At 63.9% G+C, this 19,716-nt stretch carries 20 protein-coding genes; 12 read left to right on the forward strand and 8 right to left on the reverse strand.

All coding sequences use genetic code 11. The features are described 5' to 3' along the window. Positions 1–97 precede the first annotated feature (97 nt). The 3 genes from FNV92_RS22080 to FNV92_RS22090 are packed head-to-tail and all read left to right on the forward strand — an operon-like array spanning position 98 to position 3,818. On the forward strand, positions 98–1,324 hold the full coding sequence (locus FNV92_RS22080; RefSeq protein ID WP_143844573.1) for a hypothetical protein: 1,227 nt from the start codon (positions 98–100) through the stop codon (positions 1,322–1,324). Next, positions 1,321–2,421 (forward strand): hypothetical protein, encoded by a 1,101-nt coding sequence (locus FNV92_RS22085; protein WP_015686899.1) that lies wholly within the window; start codon positions 1,321–1,323, stop codon positions 2,419–2,421. The genes FNV92_RS22080 and FNV92_RS22085 overlap by 4 nt, the downstream gene beginning before the upstream one ends. Before the next feature lie 11 nt (positions 2,422–2,432). Next, the gene (locus FNV92_RS22090) at positions 2,433–3,818 is read left to right on the forward strand and encodes an esterase/lipase family protein (protein WP_015686900.1); all 1,386 of its coding nucleotides are present in this window, start codon (positions 2,433–2,435) and stop codon (positions 3,816–3,818) included. Here FNV92_RS22090 and FNV92_RS22095 read toward each other — a convergent pair. Beyond that, positions 3,815–4,447, reverse strand: coding sequence for an ABC transporter ATP-binding protein (locus tag FNV92_RS22095; RefSeq protein ID WP_143844571.1), 633 nt, complete (start codon positions 4,445–4,447; stop codon positions 3,815–3,817). The two genes, FNV92_RS22090 and FNV92_RS22095, sit on opposite strands and share 4 nt — an antisense overlap. A 275-nt stretch (positions 4,448–4,722) precedes the next feature. Between FNV92_RS22095 and FNV92_RS22100 the strand changes: the two genes are divergently transcribed. Both FNV92_RS22100 and FNV92_RS22105 read left to right on the forward strand, forming a co-directional pair. Beyond that, positions 4,723–6,462 (forward strand): ATP-binding protein, encoded by a 1,740-nt coding sequence (locus tag FNV92_RS22100; RefSeq protein ID WP_143844570.1) that lies wholly within the window; start codon positions 4,723–4,725, stop codon positions 6,460–6,462. 122 nt (positions 6,463–6,584) lie between these two features. Next, a complete protein-coding gene (locus FNV92_RS22105) occupies positions 6,585–7,166 on the forward strand; it encodes a peroxidase-related enzyme (RefSeq protein WP_143844569.1) in 582 nt (193 codons plus the stop codon). Between the two features lie 27 nt (positions 7,167–7,193). On the opposite strand, the gene FNV92_RS22110 is transcribed toward FNV92_RS22105, so the two are convergent. The 3 genes from FNV92_RS22110 to FNV92_RS22120 all read right to left on the reverse strand — a co-directional run bounded on the left by FNV92_RS22110 (position 7,194) and on the right by FNV92_RS22120 (position 10,838). After that, on the reverse strand, positions 7,194–9,746 hold the full coding sequence (locus FNV92_RS22110) for a cation-translocating P-type ATPase (RefSeq protein WP_143844568.1): 2,553 nt from the start codon (positions 9,744–9,746) through the stop codon (positions 7,194–7,196). Continuing rightward, complete coding sequence (locus tag FNV92_RS22115; RefSeq protein WP_168213610.1) at positions 9,743–9,910, reverse strand: hypothetical protein; 168 nt, start codon at positions 9,908–9,910, stop codon at positions 9,743–9,745. The genes FNV92_RS22110 and FNV92_RS22115 overlap by 4 nt, the downstream gene beginning before the upstream one ends. A gap of 196 nt (positions 9,911–10,106) precedes the next feature. Further along, complete coding sequence (locus FNV92_RS22120) at positions 10,107–10,838, reverse strand: Crp/Fnr family transcriptional regulator (RefSeq protein ID WP_168213609.1); 732 nt, start codon at positions 10,836–10,838, stop codon at positions 10,107–10,109. Positions 10,839–10,999: 161 nt separating this feature from the next. Between FNV92_RS22120 and FNV92_RS22125 the strand changes: the two genes are divergently transcribed. After that, on the forward strand, positions 11,000–11,203 hold the full coding sequence (locus tag FNV92_RS22125; RefSeq protein ID WP_143844566.1) for a hypothetical protein: 204 nt from the start codon (positions 11,000–11,002) through the stop codon (positions 11,201–11,203). Between the two features lie 29 nt (positions 11,204–11,232). Here the strand turns inward: FNV92_RS22125 and FNV92_RS22130 are convergent, their stop codons facing one another. Further along, the gene (locus FNV92_RS22130) at positions 11,233–11,376 is read right to left on the reverse strand and encodes a hypothetical protein (RefSeq protein ID WP_015686909.1); all 144 of its coding nucleotides are present in this window, start codon (positions 11,374–11,376) and stop codon (positions 11,233–11,235) included. 151 nt (positions 11,377–11,527) lie between these two features. Further along, on the reverse strand, positions 11,528–12,154 hold the full coding sequence (locus FNV92_RS22135; protein ID WP_143844565.1) for a ParB-like protein: 627 nt from the start codon (positions 12,152–12,154) through the stop codon (positions 11,528–11,530). A gap of 335 nt (positions 12,155–12,489) precedes the next feature. Here FNV92_RS22135 and FNV92_RS22140 point away from each other — a divergent pair, with 335 nt between their 5' ends. From FNV92_RS22140 to FNV92_RS22165, 6 genes are all read left to right on the forward strand, one after another. Beyond that, positions 12,490–12,831 (forward strand): hypothetical protein, encoded by a 342-nt coding sequence (locus FNV92_RS22140; protein ID WP_015686911.1) that lies wholly within the window; start codon positions 12,490–12,492, stop codon positions 12,829–12,831. Between the two features lie 222 nt (positions 12,832–13,053). After that, positions 13,054–13,341 carry an acyl carrier protein gene (locus FNV92_RS22145; RefSeq protein ID WP_007592476.1) on the forward strand — a complete coding sequence of 96 codons (288 nt, stop codon included), beginning with the start codon at positions 13,054–13,056 and terminating at the stop codon, positions 13,339–13,341. 10 nt (positions 13,342–13,351) lie between these two features. Continuing rightward, on the forward strand, positions 13,352–13,822 hold the full coding sequence (locus FNV92_RS22150; RefSeq protein WP_143844564.1) for a 3-hydroxyacyl-ACP dehydratase FabZ family protein: 471 nt from the start codon (positions 13,352–13,354) through the stop codon (positions 13,820–13,822). Beyond that, positions 13,819–15,024 carry a beta-ketoacyl-ACP synthase gene (locus tag FNV92_RS22155; RefSeq protein WP_143844563.1) on the forward strand — a complete coding sequence of 402 codons (1,206 nt, stop codon included), beginning with the start codon at positions 13,819–13,821 and terminating at the stop codon, positions 15,022–15,024. The genes FNV92_RS22150 and FNV92_RS22155 overlap by 4 nt, the downstream gene beginning before the upstream one ends. 51 nt (positions 15,025–15,075) lie before the next feature. Beyond that, on the forward strand, positions 15,076–16,353 hold the full coding sequence (locus tag FNV92_RS22160) for a beta-ketoacyl-ACP synthase (RefSeq protein WP_015686914.1): 1,278 nt from the start codon (positions 15,076–15,078) through the stop codon (positions 16,351–16,353). Between the two features lie 11 nt (positions 16,354–16,364). Continuing rightward, positions 16,365–17,297: a lipid A biosynthesis lauroyl acyltransferase gene (locus FNV92_RS22165; protein ID WP_143844562.1), complete on the forward strand. Its 933-nt coding sequence runs from the start codon at positions 16,365–16,367 to the stop codon at positions 17,295–17,297. Between the two features lie 101 nt (positions 17,298–17,398). Here the strand turns inward: FNV92_RS22165 and FNV92_RS22170 are convergent, their stop codons facing one another. Next, positions 17,399–18,523 carry a polyamine ABC transporter substrate-binding protein gene (locus FNV92_RS22170; RefSeq protein ID WP_143844561.1) on the reverse strand — a complete coding sequence of 375 codons (1,125 nt, stop codon included), beginning with the start codon at positions 18,521–18,523 and terminating at the stop codon, positions 17,399–17,401. 6 nt (positions 18,524–18,529) lie between these two features. Then, positions 18,530–19,708, reverse strand: a complete 1,179-nt coding sequence (locus tag FNV92_RS22175; protein WP_015686917.1) for an aminotransferase — start codon at positions 19,706–19,708, stop codon at positions 18,530–18,532. Between the last annotated feature and the right edge of the window lie 8 nt (positions 19,709–19,716).

Raw genomic sequence — 19,716 nt, forward strand, 5'->3', positions numbered from 1 at the left:
TGCCTGAGCTGATCTTGATGGCAGCTGCTATCTAAAGGTGTAATGTCTGGAACCCGTGCGGCAGGACGATAGGCGCGCCGGGAGTCGGGGGAGCTCGATGGCCAAGCGATCCATGAGCGCGCAGCCGGCCGGCAATTCGGCGCCGGGACGCATCGCCACGATACGCGCCGCCGGCGTCGCCGAGACCAGCATCGAAAATGCCGAGCTTCTCCCACGGCTCGCGCAAGAGTGGACTTATCTCCTGCGCGTGCGCTCGCGATGGGCTTCCGATCCAGAGCAACGCAAATCCATCGGCAAACGCGCCGCCAAGGACCTCGAGCGCGTGGGTATTTCGTCCAAACGATTGCGCGAGTTGGCGCACGTAAACCGTATCGAGGTCGAACTGTACGATTGGGATCGTCGGGATAAGGAGGCTTGCGCGATCCATGAGGCCGCCTGCGAAATTCCCTGGGAATACCTGCTCAGCGCCGGCACGCGCGCGGAGGGCCGTTACCACAGCACCTTGATTTCTCGCCTTTTCGGCCGCGGTTTTGCGAAGGTCAGGCCGCACCCGCCGAACAGCGTCCTCTTCGTCGAAAGCGCGCCTGGGCGCTTCGATGACGAGTACGGATTCGAGGACGAGGAAAAGCGCATCGATGTCGCGATTGGTGCATCTGGCAGAAAAGACGACGATCCATACCGGACGATCCTACGAACGCCCCAAAAAAGCGAACTCGCCAAGGAAGTCCGCCGTAAGAATTGGGAGGCGATCCACGTCACCGGGATTGATACCCACCAGGCCGGGTGGATGGTCAAAGATTTCTATCCGGACATGAAGAGGATGAAAGAGGCGCTCTTCAATGCGACCATCGACGAGGCCGGACGGGTGCCTGATGGAATGATCCTCCGCGAGGCCCATGAAAGCGAGCTTCCCGTTCTATACGAAGATCTTGCCGAGACCCTTGTGAATCCGACCACCCCACCTCGGCTCGTGACGCTCAATCTCTACTATTCCGGCGCGCGCATCGCGCGCGAACTGGTCAGAAAGGGAGCCCACGTCGCTCTCGGCTTTCTCGACGAGATCGACGACGATGTCGCGGAACTGTTCTTCCAGACATTCTACTGGAACTGGCGCTACGGAACGAAAGACCAGATCCTATCGATTCCGGACGCCTTCCTGATGTCGTGGGAGGCGATGCCGCTGGACGTACACGGCACGTCGATCGTGATCTGGATGGGACGTAGTGTCTTCGAAGAGGGCAGCGAATCCATCAAGAGGCCGACGTCGAGATCGCGTCCGGCGAGGAAGAAGGCATCTTCCCGAAAGAAGAGGGCCGCCTCATGATTCCGATCAAGGTCGACCTGGACGTCGCAGGGGAAATCAACTACTCGCTGCTGCATAATAACAGGCCCTTGCTCAAAAAGCTGACGCTGACGCGGCTGGTTGAGGGCCCTGTCGAAGCGATCGCAATTCAAGTCGAGCTCTGCGTCGGCGCAGAGAATTACCCTTACCGCTACACGATCCCGATCATGACGGAATTGCAGCTGCCGCTGTTCTCCAAAGTGATCGTCCCCCTCACCGCCGGCCTGACGCGTTCGCTGCACGAACGAGTGCAGTCCGCCGTTTACGTGAGAGTGACTTGTGGCGGAAAGACAGCGTTCGAGGAAACAAGGCGCGTCACCCTGATCCCTGTTGACGAGTGGGTCGACGACACCAGGAATAACCCGTGGCTGCCTTGCTTCGTGCTGCCCAGGGATCCCGCAATTCTTGCAATCATCCAGGCCTCGCGACGCTATCTGATTGGCATTCTCGACGATCCCGGAGCAGGGTTCGACGGCTATCAGCAAGACGAAGAGGGCGCCGTCGACCGCCAGGTCCAGGCCATCTGGACCGCACTGGTGAACGAATATCGTTTCCAGTACATCAATCCTCCTCCCGCCTATTCCGAGCAAAGTCAGCGGCTGCGCACGCCGAGCGAGATCGTCGCGTCCAACACCGGCACCTGCATCGACCTCGCGCTGTTGCTCGCCTCTTGTCTCGAATATGTCGGCATCTTTCCGGTCGTCGTGCTGCTCAGCGGGCATGCTTTCGTCGGCTATTGGCGATCTGAAAAGGCGCATGACGACTTCGTGGGCGTGATCAAGATACCAGCAACGGTGGCGAGCGTTGGCGACGCGGCCACCCGGGATGCGGGATTGCCCTACGTCGATCCTTATGGCTGGCGGCTCACCAAAATCAGCTACGCCGAAATCAGGGCCTATGTGACGTCAGGCGATCTCGTGATGCTCGAGGCCACCTACCTGACGGGAGCCTATGGGTTCAAGGACGCGCAAACCGAAGGTCGAGCCAACATGCGCAGCCAGAAGGAATTCGACAGCCTGCTCGACATCCAGCGCGCACGCGAATTGAACGTCACACCGCTTCCGATCATCAACGAATGACGGCATCGAACATGTCACAGTTTGACGCGGAGGATCCCCGCCGTTACCGGTCGCTGATCAAGGCGGCCGAGGATCACGACGACCTGTTCAAGGCTCTCTACGTCGATCATGATGACAGGATGGACTCCGTGGCAGGCCTGCGACGGCGCCGGCGGAGCGCATCCAACTCGCCCGACGGCAACATTCTTGCGGCTTCGCTGGTCGAGGAAAACGGCGTCCTGCGCTGGTATGACGGCGTTCCGGCCCGGGAGGAAGCGCCGCAGCGCCGCCGCCGTGCACGACGTGCCGGAGGGCCGCCACCGCTTCCGGACCAGACGGTCGTTCTGATCAAGGAGTTTCCGAGGCTTCAGCCCAACAGGGCTGCCGCTGCCATCGGCGCGATCGACATGCGCCTCAATTCCGCGATCGGCGTCTCGCTGCAATCCCACCTCAGACAATTGCGGGGCGGACCGCGAAAATTCGTCATCGATGCCAATGATGTCCACGGACCGTTCAAGGGCCGGACCTTGTTGCTCGTCCACGGGACCTTCTCCAACGCCGTCAACATGGTTGGCGAATTCGAAGCGACGACGGACGGCCAGGCATTTCTCAATGCCGCTTTGAACGGACCCGACAAGTACGACCAGGTTCTCGTGTTCGAGCACGCGACGCTCGCCGTAAGCCCGGTGCTGAATGCGCTCGAGCTCGGACGCGCTTTCAGCGGCGCCACCGGAGCGGTCCACGTCATCGCCCACAGCCGCGGGGGATTGATCGTTCGCTGGTGGCTGGAAGCGTTCGGCGCAGCGCTCAAAGCCGAGACGCGCGTCGTCTTCGCGGGCTCGCCGCTGTACGGCACCTCGCTGGCTGCGCCTGACAAGCTCCAGCACGCGTTGAGCCTGATCTCCAATATCGGGACGTTTGCCGAGAAGACGCTGACGCTCGTCGGCGCTGCCAATCCGTTTCTCTGGGTCGCGGGCAAGCTGGTCGAGGTGGTGATGACCGTCACCGGGACACTCGCCCACACGCCTCTCCTTGACGGGCTCATCGCGCTCGTTCCGGGGCTGTTCGGACAATCCCAGATATCCAACAACTACGAACTCAATTTGCTTCGACTAGGTCCTTGCACGACGCAGCCTGCATATTTCGTCGTCAAGTCGAATTTCGCGACGGTGGACCCCGGATGGCAGTTCTGGAAAAACTTCAGAGCGCTACGGGGTGCCGACCTTGCGGCCGACCAGATTTTCCCCGGCGACAACGACCTCGTGGTCGATACTGGCTCGATGACCAACCTGGGAGAGACAGACTTTCCGCTGAAAATCCGGGACATCGAGGATTTTGGCAACGATCCCGAAGTCTGGCACTGCAACTATTTTCGCCAGAAGAGAACCATCGACTTCATCCGGCGCAATCTCCCTTAGCCCGCCGGCACCGACAGCTTCGCCGCATGCTCATGGAATAGCGCCCGCAGCTTTCGCCGCAGCGGCATCAACGCCTTCGACGCAAGACCGAGCTTGCCCGAAGGCGCAATCAGATAGGCCTGGGTTTCGTCCTCGATGACGTGTTGCGCGTAGCCGGCCCTTGCGAGCTGCCGCCCGAGCGCACGCGTATCATATGGACGCATCGCCTCTCGCACCTTGCTGCGGTAATCGGCGTCGGTGAAGAACAGCGCGTGCGCGAGCTCGTGCGTCAGGGTGCTGCCGCGGCCTTCGTAGACGCCGATGACGTAAAAGCGTCCGCGCAACCTCGCGAACAATCCGAGCAGCCGCTTCTCCTTGCGCGTGAGCGGATCGAACGCGCCGGCATGGAACGGCGCAAACGCCGTCGAAGGCACGTTGAAGCCGGACCAGTCCTGATAGTAGGTGAAATTGCCGTGTCGCGCGGCATACCAGTCCATGTACTGCTCGAGCGAGAACACCCGCCCGTGAAACTCCGGCGACTCGTATTGCTCCTGCACGCGCAGGAAGGTCGATGTCAGCTCGTACTGCGTCTTGAATCGAAGCAGATAGATGCCCGGCCCGACGCGCGTCTTGACGATTTTTCCCGACATCCGTCCCGTCCCCCTCGCCGGCCGTCGCGACTTCCGTCCTTCGTCAACCGCTGTTCCGTACATGGTAAATCATTCCTTAACGGATCGCGACAAGATGGGCCCAGAAAAGCAGCATTTTCCCGCCGATTCCGGGAGCAAGCATACAGTCGGAACAAATCTCATGGCCGAATTGTCGCAGATTTAAGAAAACGCCTGCACCTGCTGCTTAACCGTTTGTGCAGCCCCGCCTCTCATAGTCGGGGTTAAACTCCTCGCTCATTCCAGGTTCATTCATCGTGACATCCTTTGGACGCGTGATTTCGGTTCGCGGGTCGCTCGCCCGGGTCGGACTACTGGCGGAAAGCCAGATGCCGATCTCGGAGGTCCGGGCCACCGTCGGCCGCTTCGTCAGCATCCGCTGCGCCAGCTCGGTCATCGTCGCCATGATCACCGAGGTGTCCTGCGAGAATCTGTCGAGCAGCGACAACTACATCGCCATCGCCTCCGTCGACCTGCTGGGCGAAATCCACAATGCCGCCGACAAGGCCAAGTTTCAGCGCGGCGTCACCAACTATCCGACCATCGGGGATTCCGTCGACCTGATCACCAGCCAGGAGCTGCGCACGATCTACGCGCCGACCGGGTCGGACCAGATCAACGTCGGCTTCCTCCAGCAGGACCGCTCCGTCGTCGCTTATGTCGACGTCGAGGAAATGCTGTCCAAGCATTTTGCGGTGCTCGGATCGACCGGCGTCGGCAAATCCACCGGCGTGTCGCTGCTGCTCAACGAGATCCTCAAGGCGCGTCCGAATCTGCGCATCTTCCTGCTCGACGTGCACAACGAATATGGCCGCTGCTTCGGCGACCGTGCGCTGGTGCTCAACCCGCGGAACCTGAAGCTGCCGTTCTGGCTGTTCAATTTCGAGGAGATCGTCGACGTGCTGTTCGGCGGCCGCGCCGGCGTGCCGGAGGAGCTCGACGTCCTCGCCGAGGTGATCCCGATCGCCAAGGGGATCTACACCCAGTACCAGAACACCGACCGCCTCGGCCTCAAGCGCATCGATCCCAAGCAGGTCGGCTTCACCGTCGACACGCCGGTGCCGTACCGGCTGGTCGATTTGATTTCGCTGATCGACGAGCGCATGGGCAAGCTCGAAAATCGCTCCTCGCGCATCATCTATCACAAGCTGATCTCGCGCATCGAGGCGGTGCGCAACGACCCTCGCTACGCCTTCATGTTCGACAACGCCAATGTCGGCGGCGACACCATGGCCGAGGTGATCAGCCATCTGTTCCGCCTGCCCGCCAACGGCAAGCCGATGACGGTGATGCAGCTCGCCGGCTTCCCGGCCGAGGTCATCGATTCCGTCGTCTCGGTGCTGTGCCGCATGGCCTTCGATTTCGGCCTGTGGAGCGACGGCGTCTCGCCGATGCTGTTCGTCTGTGAGGAAGCCCACCGCTACGCCTCCGCCGACCGCAATGTCGGCTTCGGGCCGACCCGCAAGGCGGTCTCGCGCATCGCCAAGGAAGGCCGCAAATACGGCGTGTATCTCGGCCTCATCACCCAGCGCCCTGCCGAGCTCGACGCCACCATCATCTCCCAGTGCAACACGCTGTTCACGATGCGTCTTGCCAACGAGCGCGACCAGGCGCTGCTGCGTGCCGCGGTGTCGGATGCTGCCGCGAATTTGCTGTCCTTCGTGCCCTCGCTCGGCACCCGCGAGGTGCTGGCATTCGGCGAAGGCGTCGCACTGCCGACGCGCCTTCGCTTCAAGGAGGTGCCGCCGCATCAATTGCCGCGCGGCGAAGCCACCATCAGCAGCGTGCCGTCCGTCACTTCGGGGCACGACATGCATTTCGTCGGTGCGGTGCTCGAGCGCTGGCGCGGCGCCACCTCGCAGCGCGACGTGCCCAACGACCCGGTGTTCCAGGCGCCGCCGGCCAAGACGCTCGCCCCCGCCGAAGCGCCGATGCTGCAACCGTCGATGGGGCTCGATCCGGACCGCTTCTCGCTCCTGAAGAAGCCGCTGCGGTAAAATCCTTTCGTGTCCCGGACGCGCTGCAGCGTGCAACGCTGCTGCGCAGAGCCGGGAGCCGCGCGTTGAGCCCGCCGTCCGCATCGACTATGGTTGCCGGCCCCAAGCCGGAAATCATGCCCATGACAAAGCCTGCCACTCCACGCTTCCCCGCACCCGCTCTCGACACGCTTCCCGACGACATCCGCACGCGACTGCTTGCCGTGCAGGACAAGAGCGGCTTCGTACCGAACGTGTTCCTGACGCTGGCCTACCGGCCCGACGAATTCCGCGCCTTCTTCGCCTATCACGACGCGCTGATGGAAAAGGACGGCGGTCTCACCAAGGCCGAGCGCGAGATGATCGTGGTGGCGACTTCGGCCGCCAACCAGTGCCAGTATTGCGTGATCGCGCACGGCGCGATCCTGCGCATCCGCGCCAAGAATCCGCTGATCGCCGACCAGGTCGCGGTGAACTACCGCAAGGCCGACATCACACCGCGGCAGAAGGCGATGCTGGACTTCGCGATGAACGTTTCGGTCGATGCGCAGCGGATCTCCGAGGAAGATTTCGCCGCGCTCGCACCCCACGGCTTCAGCGACGACGACATCTGGGACATCGCCGCGATCTCCTCCTTCTTCGCGCTGTCGAACCGGCTGGCGAATTTCACCGGGATGCGCCCGAATGACGAGTTCTATCTGATGGGGCGCCTACCGAAGAAATAGCCAAAAGCCGGGCTCAATCAGCCGATGCTAGAATCGGAGCCGCTGCCCCCACAGCGGCTTCAGCAGCTCGAGCACCGTCAGCACCAGCAATCCCGCGCCGAGCGTGATCATCAGATCGTCGGCATGCAAGGGACCGAAGCGGAACAGGCTGGACGCCGGGGGCCACAGCAGCGCCGTGGCGAGAACGAGCGCGACCACCACGAAGATCCAGGCCAAAGCCGGATTCGGACGGAAGAATGCGGACACGAGCGACGCGCTGAAGGACCGGTTGACCAGGACCAGGGCCAGGATACAGACGACGAGGGAGACGAAGGCGAGCGCCCTCGCCTCGTCGGACGCGAGGCCGGAGCGAAGCGCACCGACGAATATGGCGGCGGTCGCGGCAAATGCCAGGGCGCCCTGAAGCACGCTCCAGCCGATCAGGGGCCACGAGAACAATTCGGAATCGCCCCGCCGCGGCGGACGCGTCATCGCATCGCGCTCGTCCCGCTCCGCCTCGAACACGAGCGCGCATATGGGGTCGATGATCAGCTCCAGAAACGCGATGTGCACCGGACTGAAGATCAACGGCAGCCCGAACACCAGAGGCAACAGCGCAAGCCCCGCGATCGGAACATGGACGGCAAAGATGAAGGCCATCGCCTTTCGCAGATTGTCGTAGATGCGCCGGCCCAGGCGAATGGCCGCCACGATCGAACCGAAATCGTCGTCGAGCAGGACGATCGACGATGCCTCGCGAGCGACGTCGGTCCCGCGCCCTCCCATCGCGATACCGATATGGGCGGCCTTGAGCGACGGAGCATCGTTGACGCCGTCGCCGGTCATCGCGACGATCTCGCCGTTGCGCTTCATCGCCTGGACGATGCGTAATTTCTGTTCCGGCAAGACCCGGGCGAATACATTCGCATGCCTGACACGGTCGGCGAGCTCCGGGTCGTCCGCCAGCTTGAGCTGGTCGCCGGTCACGACGTCGCGGGCGTCGAGTCCGGCCTGGCTCGCGATCGCAACGGCCGTTGCCGGATAGTCGCCCGTGATCATGACGACGCGGATCCCCGCCGCGCGGCATTCCCGAACCGCCTCAGGGACCTCTGGACGGAGCGGATCGGCCAGCCCGACCAGACCGACGAAGCGATAGGCGAAATCCGTCTGGGATGATGGAAGCTGCGTGTCATTGCCCGATGCTGCGGCGACTCCCAACACGCGCAGCCCATCCCTCGCCATCGCTCCAACCGCATCTCTCACCGCCCCCTGGTCGGCATCGCTCAGCCGGCACAGGCGTGCAATCGCCTCGGGCGCGCCCTTGGCACAGATGACGAGGTCGGCTCCACCGGCGGTCCGCCAGACCTGAGACATGGCCAGCAACTCGGGACGCAGACCGTAGGTCCGCACCAGGGTCCGGGGACCGCCCATCGCATCGCGCTCGCGCAAGGTATCCCGCGCGAAGGCGTGCAGGGCCTTCTCCATGGGATCGAACGGCTCCGGCGAGCTCGCCAGCGCGCCGCAGCGCGCCAGCTCGACGAATTCGGGCCCGGCATGATCTTGTCCGGCCTTCGCCGGACGCATCGATGCCCCATTGAGCAGCCGCAGCTCCGCGACGGACATCTGGTTCTGCGTCAGCGTCCCGGTCTTGTCGGTGCACAGCACGGTCGCAGAACCGAGGACCTCGATGGCGGCGGCGCGGCGCGTCAGGACGCGGGCCTGCGAGATTCGCCATGCCCCCATCGCCATGAACACCGTCAGCACGACGCTGAATTCTTCCGGCAGCATGGACATGCCGATTGCGATGCCTGCGAGCAGCGCCTGCAGCCAATCCCCGCGCAGGGTGCCGTAAAGCGCGACGGCCGCCAGGCTGATCACCGCGCCGCCGAGAAAGCAGAGCCGCACCAGCCGCGCCGTCTGTTGCTGGAGCCGCGGCGGCTCCGCCTGCAGACCGCGCAGCGACAGCCCGATCTTCCCGATCTCGCTACGGGGGCCGGTGGCCCCGACCCGCGCCAGCCCCTCACCGCGCACCACCATCGAACCGGAATACACGAAGGGCTGATCCTCGCCGCCGGGCCGGTGATCGACTGATGCCGCCTTGTCCGCGACCTGCTTGCGAACGGGTACCGACTCTCCGGTCAGCAGGGACTCGTCAATTTGCAGATCGCGCGCGTCCACCAGTCTGGCGTCGGCGGGAATCCGGTCACCTTCGCCGAGAACGACGAGATCGCCGCGGACGACCTCGCGGCCTGGAATCCGGCGGCGCGCGCCGTCCCGTATGACGAGCGCGCGCGGGCTGGTCAGGTCCCGCAAGGCCTCCAGCACGCGCTCGGTCCGGCTCTCCTGCACCACCGTGATCACGATGGACATTGCACCGAATGTCAGCAGGATGATGGCTTCCTTGAGATCGCCAAGCGCGAGGTAGACCAATCCGCCACCGAGGAGCAGCGCCAGCATCGGTTCGCGCAGCACATCGAGCACGATCCCCAGGGGGCCGCGGCGGTCGGGTCGAGGCAATTCGTTGTAACCGTCGTCCGCGATCCGCGCCCGAGCCTCGGTCTCGCTCAGCCCGGCCGAGCTTCCGCTGTCCGTGCCGCTCACGTCTTCCGCCGCAGGCTCCAGAGGCTCCCGGCGAGCAGGACCGCGGTCACGAGCAGGATGGCGACGAAGGTCTGGATGATGGTGAAGTTCAGCGCATCCCGCGCGACGAACAGCGCGGTGACGGCTCCGGCGAGGACAAACAGAAGGCGAAAAATCAGACTCATCGTCACGTCTCCAGGTCGGCATGATGTACCCACCTGGCGCTTCGACATCAAACGCTGTTCGGCATCATGCCGCCGGACCTTAGCGGCCAGCACCAGCGCCGATTTGCGGTACGTCAAGTCGGACTGCGCCGTCGGGCCGCAGGTTCGGCACTGTCACCGCCGAATATCAAAACTGGAGTCACGGCATCTGGCGCCATCAAAGCGTCGGCGACTGGTGCAGATAACGGCCGTCGAAATCCGCCAGTTCCAGAAATTTCCGTTCGTCCAGCACCGTTACCCGGCCTCGCTGCAGCTCGACGATGCCCTCCTGGCGCAATTGCTTGATGACGCGGTTGGCGTGGACAGCGGTGATCCCCAGAGCTTCGCCGATCTGCTCCTGGGTCAGCGGCATCTCGAAATTATTGCCGTCCACGCGCCCGATGATTCGCAATCGTTCACGAAGTTCAATCATGACGTGGGCAAGCCGCGCCGGCGCAGGGCGCTGGCCGACATTGACGATCCATTCGCGAAACATCGCCGAGTCTATCAACGTATCCCGCCAGAACATTTCGGCGATACTCGGATTGCGTCGATGGAGCTTTTGCAGTGTCTCGTGGTTGATGAACGCCAGCGTGCAGGGCGTTAACGTCGACAGCTCATGGTCCATCACATGCAGGAACAGGCTCATCAGATCCGGTATCTCGCCGGGGATGTGGATCGAGAGGATCTGCCGCTTGCCGCTCGCGATCGTCTTGGAGCGCACGCAGAAGCCCTCGGCGATCAGGCAGCAGTCCGTCGCCCGCTCGCCGTCGCGTACCACCGGCGTTTCCGCCGGATACTGCCGTACCGTGATTGGAAGGGCCTCGATCTCCTTGATGTCCTCCTCCGCGATCGCGGAGGAGATGCGCAAACGCCTGACAAGCGCAGCGCGGATCGGATCGCTGGACACGCGATGGAGCTCCGATTGGGGTGAATGGGAACCAGTATTTCGGTTCGCGGCGCCGTGGCTCCGCTGCAATGAAAACCCGCGATCCGCGCCGCCGGTTCCAACAAAAGTTAAGGACGCCGCTCGCATCCGCATGGTTGGCTTCGCGCCGGAGAGGCCAAGCCATGACAAAAAAGCGCAACCGCACACGACCCGCCCTGTCCCTTCAGGAGCGCCTGAACAAGTTCACGCAAGAGGCCCGCGCCGCCGCCAAGAAGCTGCCGGCCGGCTCTGAGCGCCACACGCTGCTGCAGAAGGCGCGCGACGGCGAGGCCGCCGCGGCGATGGAACGCCTGCTTTCCTCCCCCGGCCCGCAACCACCGAAGTGATCCGCACGGCGCGGCTGTAAAAGGCTATGCTAGCGCTTCGCCATCAACTCGAGCGCCGGCGCGAAGCGCTCGGAAAACGTCAATGTCTTGGCGTGGTGAACCGCGGCAAACGATGCCGATATCCCTGCTGAAGCGACCGCGAGCAAGGCAAGGACGAAAACCAGACGGCGCATTTTGGCCTCCTGTGTGAGCTCGACTACCCCATATAGATGGGGCCGCTCTGTTTCAGGACGGTTTCATGGGCGCCGAAAATGATGTTGCTCAAGAGGCTGTGATGAGGCCCGGCTTGCGGTCCGCATGCCGTCCTGATGTGTGCGCTCCCGCCTAATCGTCCGACGCCGGGCCGCACCAGCCGGGCAGGTAGATCGCGTCCTTGCTCTTGGCTGCGGACAAGGCCTTCTCGAGCGCCTTGTCGAAATTGGCGTCCACCTCCTTGCGCACCAGTTTCCTGCGCAGATAGTCGGCCCACAGGAATTCGGAAAACGGCGTGGTGTCCTTGGCGAAACCGCCCATGCGACGCAGTTCGCCGGCGAGGCTGCGGAAGGGGTCGTCCTTGAGATCGACGACCGATTTCGGCAGATCGCGGAACGGCCGCCGCTCGCCCTTGGCGTCGTAGGGATAGACCCAGCGCTTGTTGTCCATCACGCCCCAGAAGGCCTCGCGCTCGACCATCCTGAGATCGCCGACCACGGTCACCAGCACCTCCTTGATGCCCTCGTCGTGCAGGGCGCGGCCGAGATGATGATGGTCGATCACGTAATAGCGCTGGTCCGGCCCGTAGACGACGGGAATCATGTGGCTGCCGAGCAGCTCGGATTGCTTCTTCTTCCCGTGCTCGCGCCAGCGCTTGCGCTTCTCCTTGACCTCGCGCATGCCGACCGTCATCTGCGTCGGCCGCAGCGACAGGATCGGCACCGGATGCACTCTCGGCTCGCGCGCGTTGCTGGTCATGGTCGAAGGGCCCCTCACAGGATTGCAGCCGGTGGTCCAGGTTTGCCGACTATGCCATGGGGCCGGCGGCGACAAAATGCGTTCGGCCCGGCACGGAGATCACAAGCCGATGCTCACGGGCCGGACGGCGTGCGCTTCGGACTGTTGCTGCAGCGCAACCTGCACGTGCCCGACACCAGGATGACGCCCGCCGCCACGATCGTTCGCTATGCCCGAGGACATCCCATGAAAGATAGTGCAAAGGCGCAATGCACGTGCGCATTGAGAAGATTTTCTGCAACGCGTTCGTCCCGTATGCTATCTAAAAATCGCTGCTTCGGAGTGATCCCTGCACCATGAAAACCCAGCGGCCCATCAGCTCGGATGACGAGCACCGGGTGCTCCAGTTCAGGCCGCGCACCTCGCCTTCCCCGGCCACCCACCGGGGCAGCGGTACCGTGCAGCCGCTCCGCGTGACCCCCGAACCGCTCGACCTGTCGCGCTTCGAGCAGCCTCGCCCCGAGCCGGACGATTTCCGCCACCGCATGCTTGCGAATATCGCCGCACTCGCCTTCACCATCGCGCTGACCGCGGTCGGAATCTGGCTCGCGGTCAGCATCGCCGACCTCAGGCGGACCCAGGATTGCGTGCTGATGGGCCGCCGGGACTGCGCGAAGATCGTCACGCCGCAGATCTAGGTACGGCCGACCAACTGGCCCTTGTGCCGAAAGGATGCCGGCGGGCATCCCCAGCCCTGTCCCCGCCCTGTCCGGCTCCATTGAACTCAGGGCGGCGCTCCGTTATACGGGCACTCAACCCGGCCAGAGGGGGGTTTGAGGGCGTCATCAGGGGCGCGATGCCCACCCACCATGCCACTCTGGAACATCTGACAATATCCGCAATATATCAAAGGCTTAGTGATGTCATCCACATTCGATCAGGTCGCTACGATCATCGCTGAAACCTGCGACATCCCCCGCGACACGATCACGCCGGATAGCCACGCCATCGATGACCTCGGCATCGACAGCCTCGATTTCCTGGACATCGCGTTCGCGATCGACAAGCAGTTCGGCATCAAGCTGCCGCTGGAAAAGTGGACCCAGGAGGTCAACGACGGCAAGGCGACCACCGAGCAGTATTTCGTGCTGAAGAACCTGTGCGCGCGCATCGACGAACTGGTTGCCGCCAAGGGCGCAAGCGCCTGATTGGGCGGTCATGCAACTCGAATATTTCCACATGATCGATCGCATCGTCGACCTCAAGGTCGACGAGAAGACGATCGTCGTTGAAGCCGAGGTCCCGAAGGAAAGCACCGTCTTCGAGGGACACTTTCCGGGCTATCCCTTGATGCCCGGCGTACTCCTGATCGAATCGATGGCGCAGGCCTCGGGCTTCCTCCTGCTTGGCGTGCTCAAGTTCGAGCGTATGCCGATTCTCGCTGCCGTGAAGGAAGCCAAGGTGCGCGGCTCGGTGTTTCCGGGCGAACTGATGACCCTCGAGGCAAGCGTGGCCCATGAGGGCTCGGGTTACGCCATGACCGAAGCCAAGATCCGGGTCGGCGGCAAGCTGCGCGCGAATTCATCGCTGACCTTCACGCTGATCCCCTTCCCCAATGCGGATATGCGCGGATACATGACGAAAGTCGCCGAGCGAGTCGGCTTTCCGCAACAGGCCGTATCGCCATGACTGAAACCTCTTCGAAGCCCGGCCAGACGGAAGTCTGGATCACCGGCATTGGACTTGCGACCTCGCTCGGCGAGGGCCTGGACGCCAACTGGACCGCGCTCCAGGAGAAGCGCATCAATGTCGACGAGAAGGGCTTTGCGCCCTACATCGTGCATCCCCTGATGCCCGTCTCCTTCGACAGCCAGATCCCGAAGAAGGGCGACCAGCGCCAGATGGAAGCCTGGCAGCGCATCGGCACCTATGCCGCCGGCCTCGCGCTCGACTCTGCGGGGATCAAGGGCAACAAGGACATTCTGTCGAAGATCGACATGGTGGTCGCCGCCGGCGGCGGCGAGCGCGATCTCAACGTCGACACCGGCGTGCTCACGGCGGAGGCCAAGGGTGCGAACGCGCCCGGCTTCCTGAACGAGCGGCTAATGAGCGATCTCAGGCCGACGCTGTTCCTGGCCCAGCTCTCCAATCTCCTCGCCGGCAACATCGCCATCGTGCACGGTCTCGGCGGCACCTCGCGCACCTTCATGGGCGAAGAAGTCGCGGGCGCCGATGCCGCCCGCATCGCGCTGGCGCGCATCGCCTCGGGCGAGAGCGACATCGCGCTGATCGGCGGCTCGCATAACGGCGAGCGCAAGGACCTGATGGTCCTCTACGAATTCGGCGACTTCAATCTGAAGGACAAGTTTGCCCCCGTCTGGGCGCGCAAGGATCACGCCGGTTTCGCGCTCGGCTCGGCCGGTGCCTTCCTGGTGCTGGAATCGAAGGCGCACGCCGAGGCACGCGGCGCCAAGCCGTTTGCGAAGCTGTCGAGCGTCGTCGCTGATCTTGCCCGGCGCAAGCAGCCCGGCGACATGGCGGCAACGCTGGAGAAGCTTTGGGCCAAGCTGCCCAAGCGTGAGGGCAAGGGCGCGATCATCACCGGAGCGACCGGCGCGGAGCCGGCGACATCGGAAGAGCGCGGCTTCCTGAAGAGCCATGCCGAATTCCCAGTGCGCTCGACCGGTACGATGTTCGGCCACACCATGGAAACGCAATTCCCGCTTGGGCTCGCGCTCGCCGCCCTGTCGATCTCGCGCGGCGCGCTGTTCCCGCCGAACGATTCGACGGGGCTTGAGATTGAAATGCAGGGGACGCCCACCCAGATTGTGGTTGTGGGGGCCGGACACTGGCGCGGCGAAGGCATGGCGCTGGTCGAGGCGGTCGGCTGAGGCGCGGCGCGTTTGGGCTGATGACGCTCTAGCTCTATCGGGGGATCGATTATGACTGCACCACGCGACAAACTCGGGCGTCCCGTCGTCGTCGTCACCGGCATGGGCATCATGACTTCGCTCGGCGCCGGCAAGGCCGACAATTGGGCGAAGCTCGTCGCCGGCGAATCCGGCATCCGCACCATCACGCGCTTTCCGGTCGACGGCCTCAAGACCACGATGGCCGGCACCGTGGATTTCGTCAGCGTCGATCCGTTCTCCTCCACCGGCCTGTCCGAGCGGATGGCCGAGCTCGTGACGCAGGAGGCGCTCGAGCAGGCCGGCATTGGCGCCAAGGCCGATTTCCCGGGTCCCCTCTTCCTCGCGGTTGCGCCGGTCGAGGTCGAATGGCCGCAGCGCCGCGAGCTCGGCCGCGCCGTCGGCTCGCCGGACTTCACCTATGACGATCTGCTGCGCATCTCGGGCGGCGGCAAGTACAGCGCTTATCACCACCGCTTCATGTTCGGCTCGGTGGCAGCCCACCTCGCCGAGACCTTCGGCACCAAGGGTTCGCCGATCTCGCTGTCGACGGCATGCGCCTCGGGCGCGACCTCGATCCAGCTCGGCGTCGAGGCGATCCGCCGCGGCGAGACCGATGCCGCGCTGTGCGTCGCGACCGACGGCACGGTGAACCCGGAAGCGCTGGTGCGCTTCTCGCTGCTCTCGGCGCTGTCGACCCAGAACGATCCGCCGCAGGCGGCCTCGCGCCCCTTCTCCAAGAACCGCGACGGCTTCGTCATGGCCGAAGGCGCCGGCGCTCTGGTGCTCGAGAGCTACGAAGCCGCCACCGCCCGCGGCGCGAAGATCCTCGGCGTGATCGCCGGCTGCGGCGAGCTGACCGACTCCTTCCATCGCACCCGCTCCTCGCCCGACGGCAAGCCGATCATCGGCTGCATGAACAAGACGCTGGCCGATGCCGGCATGACGCCGGACCAGATCGACCACATCAACGCGCACGGCACCGCGACGCCCGAGAACGACAAGATGGAGTACAACACGACATCCGCCGTGTTCGGCGATCTCATCTCGAAGATCCCGGTCACGTCCAACAAGTCGATGGTCGGCCATACCATCTCGGCCGCCGGCGCGGTCGAGGCGATCTTCTCGCTGCTGACGCTCGAGCATCAGCGCATCCCGCCGACGATCAACTACGAGACGCCGGATCCCACGATCTTGTTCGACGTCGTCGGCAACAAGGCGCGCGATGCCCGCGTCACCGCGGTGATGTCGAACTCGTTCGGCTTCGGCGGCCAGAACGCCTCGCTGATCCTGACCCGCGAACCGGTCTGACCGGACGCGGCATGGCGCTGATTCCTATCAGCACGAAGATTCGCGCGCGGAATGCTGCCAAGTCGATCGGCGGGAGCCTGATCGGCGCCGCCACCGTCGGCATGCTGCGCACCACGCGCTATTTCGATCCGGTCAAGACCTCGGACTTCTTCGCGCGCGTCACCAAGCTGATCGGCCCGCGCCTGCGCGAGCACCGCATCGGCCGCGCCAACCTCACCGCCGCGTTTCCCGAGAAGTCGCCGGAAGAGATCGAGCAGATCCTGATGGGCGTGTGGGACAATCTCGGCCGCGTCGGCGGCGAGTTTGCGCACATGGACCACGTCTGGGATTACGATCGCGACCATCCGGAAAACAGCCGGATCGAACTGCCCCAGCGCAGCATCGAGCTGTTCGACCGCATCCGCGACGACGGCAAGCCGGCGCTGATCTTCGCCGCGCATCTGTCCAATTGGGAACTGCCGGCGCTGGCCGCCGTCGCACACGGGCTCGATACCGCGATCCTCTACCGCCGGCCGAACATCGCCTCCGCCGATCGCATCATCCAGGAGATGCGCCAGGTCAACATGGGCACGCTGATCCCTGCCGGGCGCGACGCGCCGCTGCGCCTCGCGCAGGCGCTCAAGGACGGCAAGCACGTCGCCATGCTGATCGACCAGTATCTGACCGGCGGAGTCGAGGTCACCTTCTTCGGCCGCAAGACCCGCGCCAACCCGATGCTGGCGCGCCTGCTCCGCCAGGTCGAATGCCCCATCCACGGCGTCCGCATCATCCGCCTGCTCGGCAATCGCTTCCGCGCCGAGCTGACCGAGGAGATTCCGCCGGTGCGTGATGCCGACGGCAAGATCGACATCCAGGGTACGACACAGGCGATCACCAGCGTGGTGGAGAGCTGGGTGCGCGAATATCCCGAGCAGTGGCTGTGGCTGCATCGCAGGTGGCGGTGATTTTGCTCCGTCATTGCGAGCGAAGCGAAGCAATCCAGAGTCTTTCCGCGGAAATAGCCTGGATTGCTTCGTCGCTTCGCTCCGCGCAATGACGTATACTCTCAGCGCCCCGTCTTCACCTTCGTCCACAACCGGTTGATGATGCGCTGCGTCGCCGGCTCGCGCGCCGTGATGACGAACAGCTTTGCGAGCGTCGCCTCGTCCGGATAGATGTTCTTGTCGTTCAGAATTTTCGGATCGACCAGCTTCTGGCTCGCGAGGTTGCCGTTGGCGTAGGACAGGAAGTCTGAGTTCTTGGCGGCGACGTCGGGGCGGTAGAGATAGTTGATCAGCTCGTAGGCTTCCTTGACGTTCTTGGCATCCGCTGGGATCGCGAGATTGTCGAAGAACATCTGCGCGCCCTCCTTCGGGATCGTGTAGCCGATCTCGATGCCGCTGCTGTTGTCTTTCTTGGCTTCGGCGGCGCGCGCACGGGCCTGCATGATGTCGCCGGACCAGCCGACCACGAAACAGATCTCGCCGGTGGCGAGCGCGCTCAGATATTCGGAGGAGTGAAACTTGCGCACGGACGGACGGACCTTGGCGACCACGTCGGCGGCCTTCTCGAGGTCCGCTTGTTTGGTCGAGTTCGGATCGAGCCCGAGCCAGCTCAGCGCCGCCGGAAAGATGTCGTCGGCGGAGTCGAGCATGTGGACGCCGCAGTCTTTGAACTTGGCGAGGTTCTCCGGCTTGAACACGATGTCCCAGCTGTCGATCCTGGCGTCGGCCCCGAGGATCTGCTTCAGCTTGGCGACGTTGTAGCCGATGCCCGTCGTGCCCCACATGTAGTTGGCGGCGTAGACGTTGCCGGGATCGTAGATGCCGAGGCGCTGCGTCACGACCGGCCAGGCATTGCCGAGGTTCGGCAGCTTCGCCTTGTCGAGCTTCTGGAAGATGTTGGCCTTGATCTGGCGCTGCAGGAAATAGGCCGTGGGCACCACGACGTCATAGCCGGACTTGCCGGCCATCAGGCGCGTCTCAAGCGTCTCGTTGGCATCAAAGGTGTCGTAGACCACCTTGATGCCGGTCTCCCTGGTGAAGGCCTCTAGCACATCAGGCGCCATGTAATTGGACCAGTTGTAGAAGTTGACGACGCGGTCCTCGGCCCCTGCCGGCACCGGGAGGAACGTCAGCGCTGCGGCGATCGCGAGACCAAAGCCAAATCCGGAGCGGCCGACGTTCGTCATCCCTGTCTACCTCTTGCGTCCACGGACCGCGTCCGACAGCCGCTCCAGCGCGGTGTCGAGGGTCTCGTCCTTCTTGGCAAAGCAGAAGCGCACCACCGACGTCACGGGGTCCTGCTCGTAGAAGGCCGAGACCGGGATCGCGGCGACCTTGTAGTCCTTCACGATCCGCCAGCAGAACTCGGTGTCGCTCTCGTTGAGCCCGAGCGGCGACAGGTCGACGGTGAGGAAGTACGTGCCTTGCGACTTCAGCACGGGGAAGCCGAGGCTCTCCAGCCCCTTGGTCAAGCGGTCCCGGCTCCGCGTCAGGTCCTTGCGCATCGACAGGAAGTAGTCGTCGGACTTGCCGAGACCGTAAGCGACGGCGGCTTGCAGGTTTGGCGCGGTCGTAAACGTCAGGAACTGATGCACCTTGGCCGCCACCCGCAGCAGCGGCGGCGCGGCGCAGACGAAGCCGATCTTCCAGCCGGTCAACGAGAAGATCTTGCCGGCCGAGCCGACCTTGATGGTGCGGTCGCGCATGCCGGGGATGGTGATCAGCGGGATGTGCTTGTGCTCGTCGAAAGTGACGTGCTCCCAGACCTCGTCGGTGATCGCGATGACGTCGAACTCCTGGCAGTAGCGCGCCAGCAGCTCGAGGTCCTCGCGCGGATAGACCACCGCGGAGGGATTCAGGGGATTGTTGAACAGCACCGCCTTGGTCTTTGAATTGAAGACGCTTTTCAGCATGTCTTCATTCAGACGCCAGTGCGGCGGCTCGAGCCGGACGAGGCGCGGAATGCCGCCGGCCTGGCGGATGATCGGCAGGTAAGAATCGTAGACCGGCTGGAAGCAGACCACCTCGTCGCCGGGCTGGACCACCGCGAGAATGGCCGAGGTCAGCGCCTCGGTGCCGCCGGAGGTCACCATCACCTCGCTCATCGGGTCGAGCTTGAGGCCGTGCCAGTGGCCGTAATGGGTGGCGATCGCCTGGCGAAGCTCCGGGATGCCCATCATCGACGGGTATTGGTTGTAGCCGTTCAGCGAGGCCTCCGCCGCGGCGCGGCGGATGTCCTCCGGACCCGGATCGTCAGGGAAGCCCTGGCCGAGATTGATGGCGGCATTGTCGCGGGCGGCCTGCGACATCGCCTCGAAGATGGTGACGGGAAGATCGGCGAAGATCTTGTTCAGGGACGAGCTCTTTGACATCGGGTCGA

It is taken from the genome of Bradyrhizobium cosmicum, from assembly GCF_007290395.2.
In the GTDB taxonomy this organism is placed as follows: Bacteria; Pseudomonadota; Alphaproteobacteria; order Rhizobiales; family Xanthobacteraceae; genus Bradyrhizobium; species Bradyrhizobium cosmicum.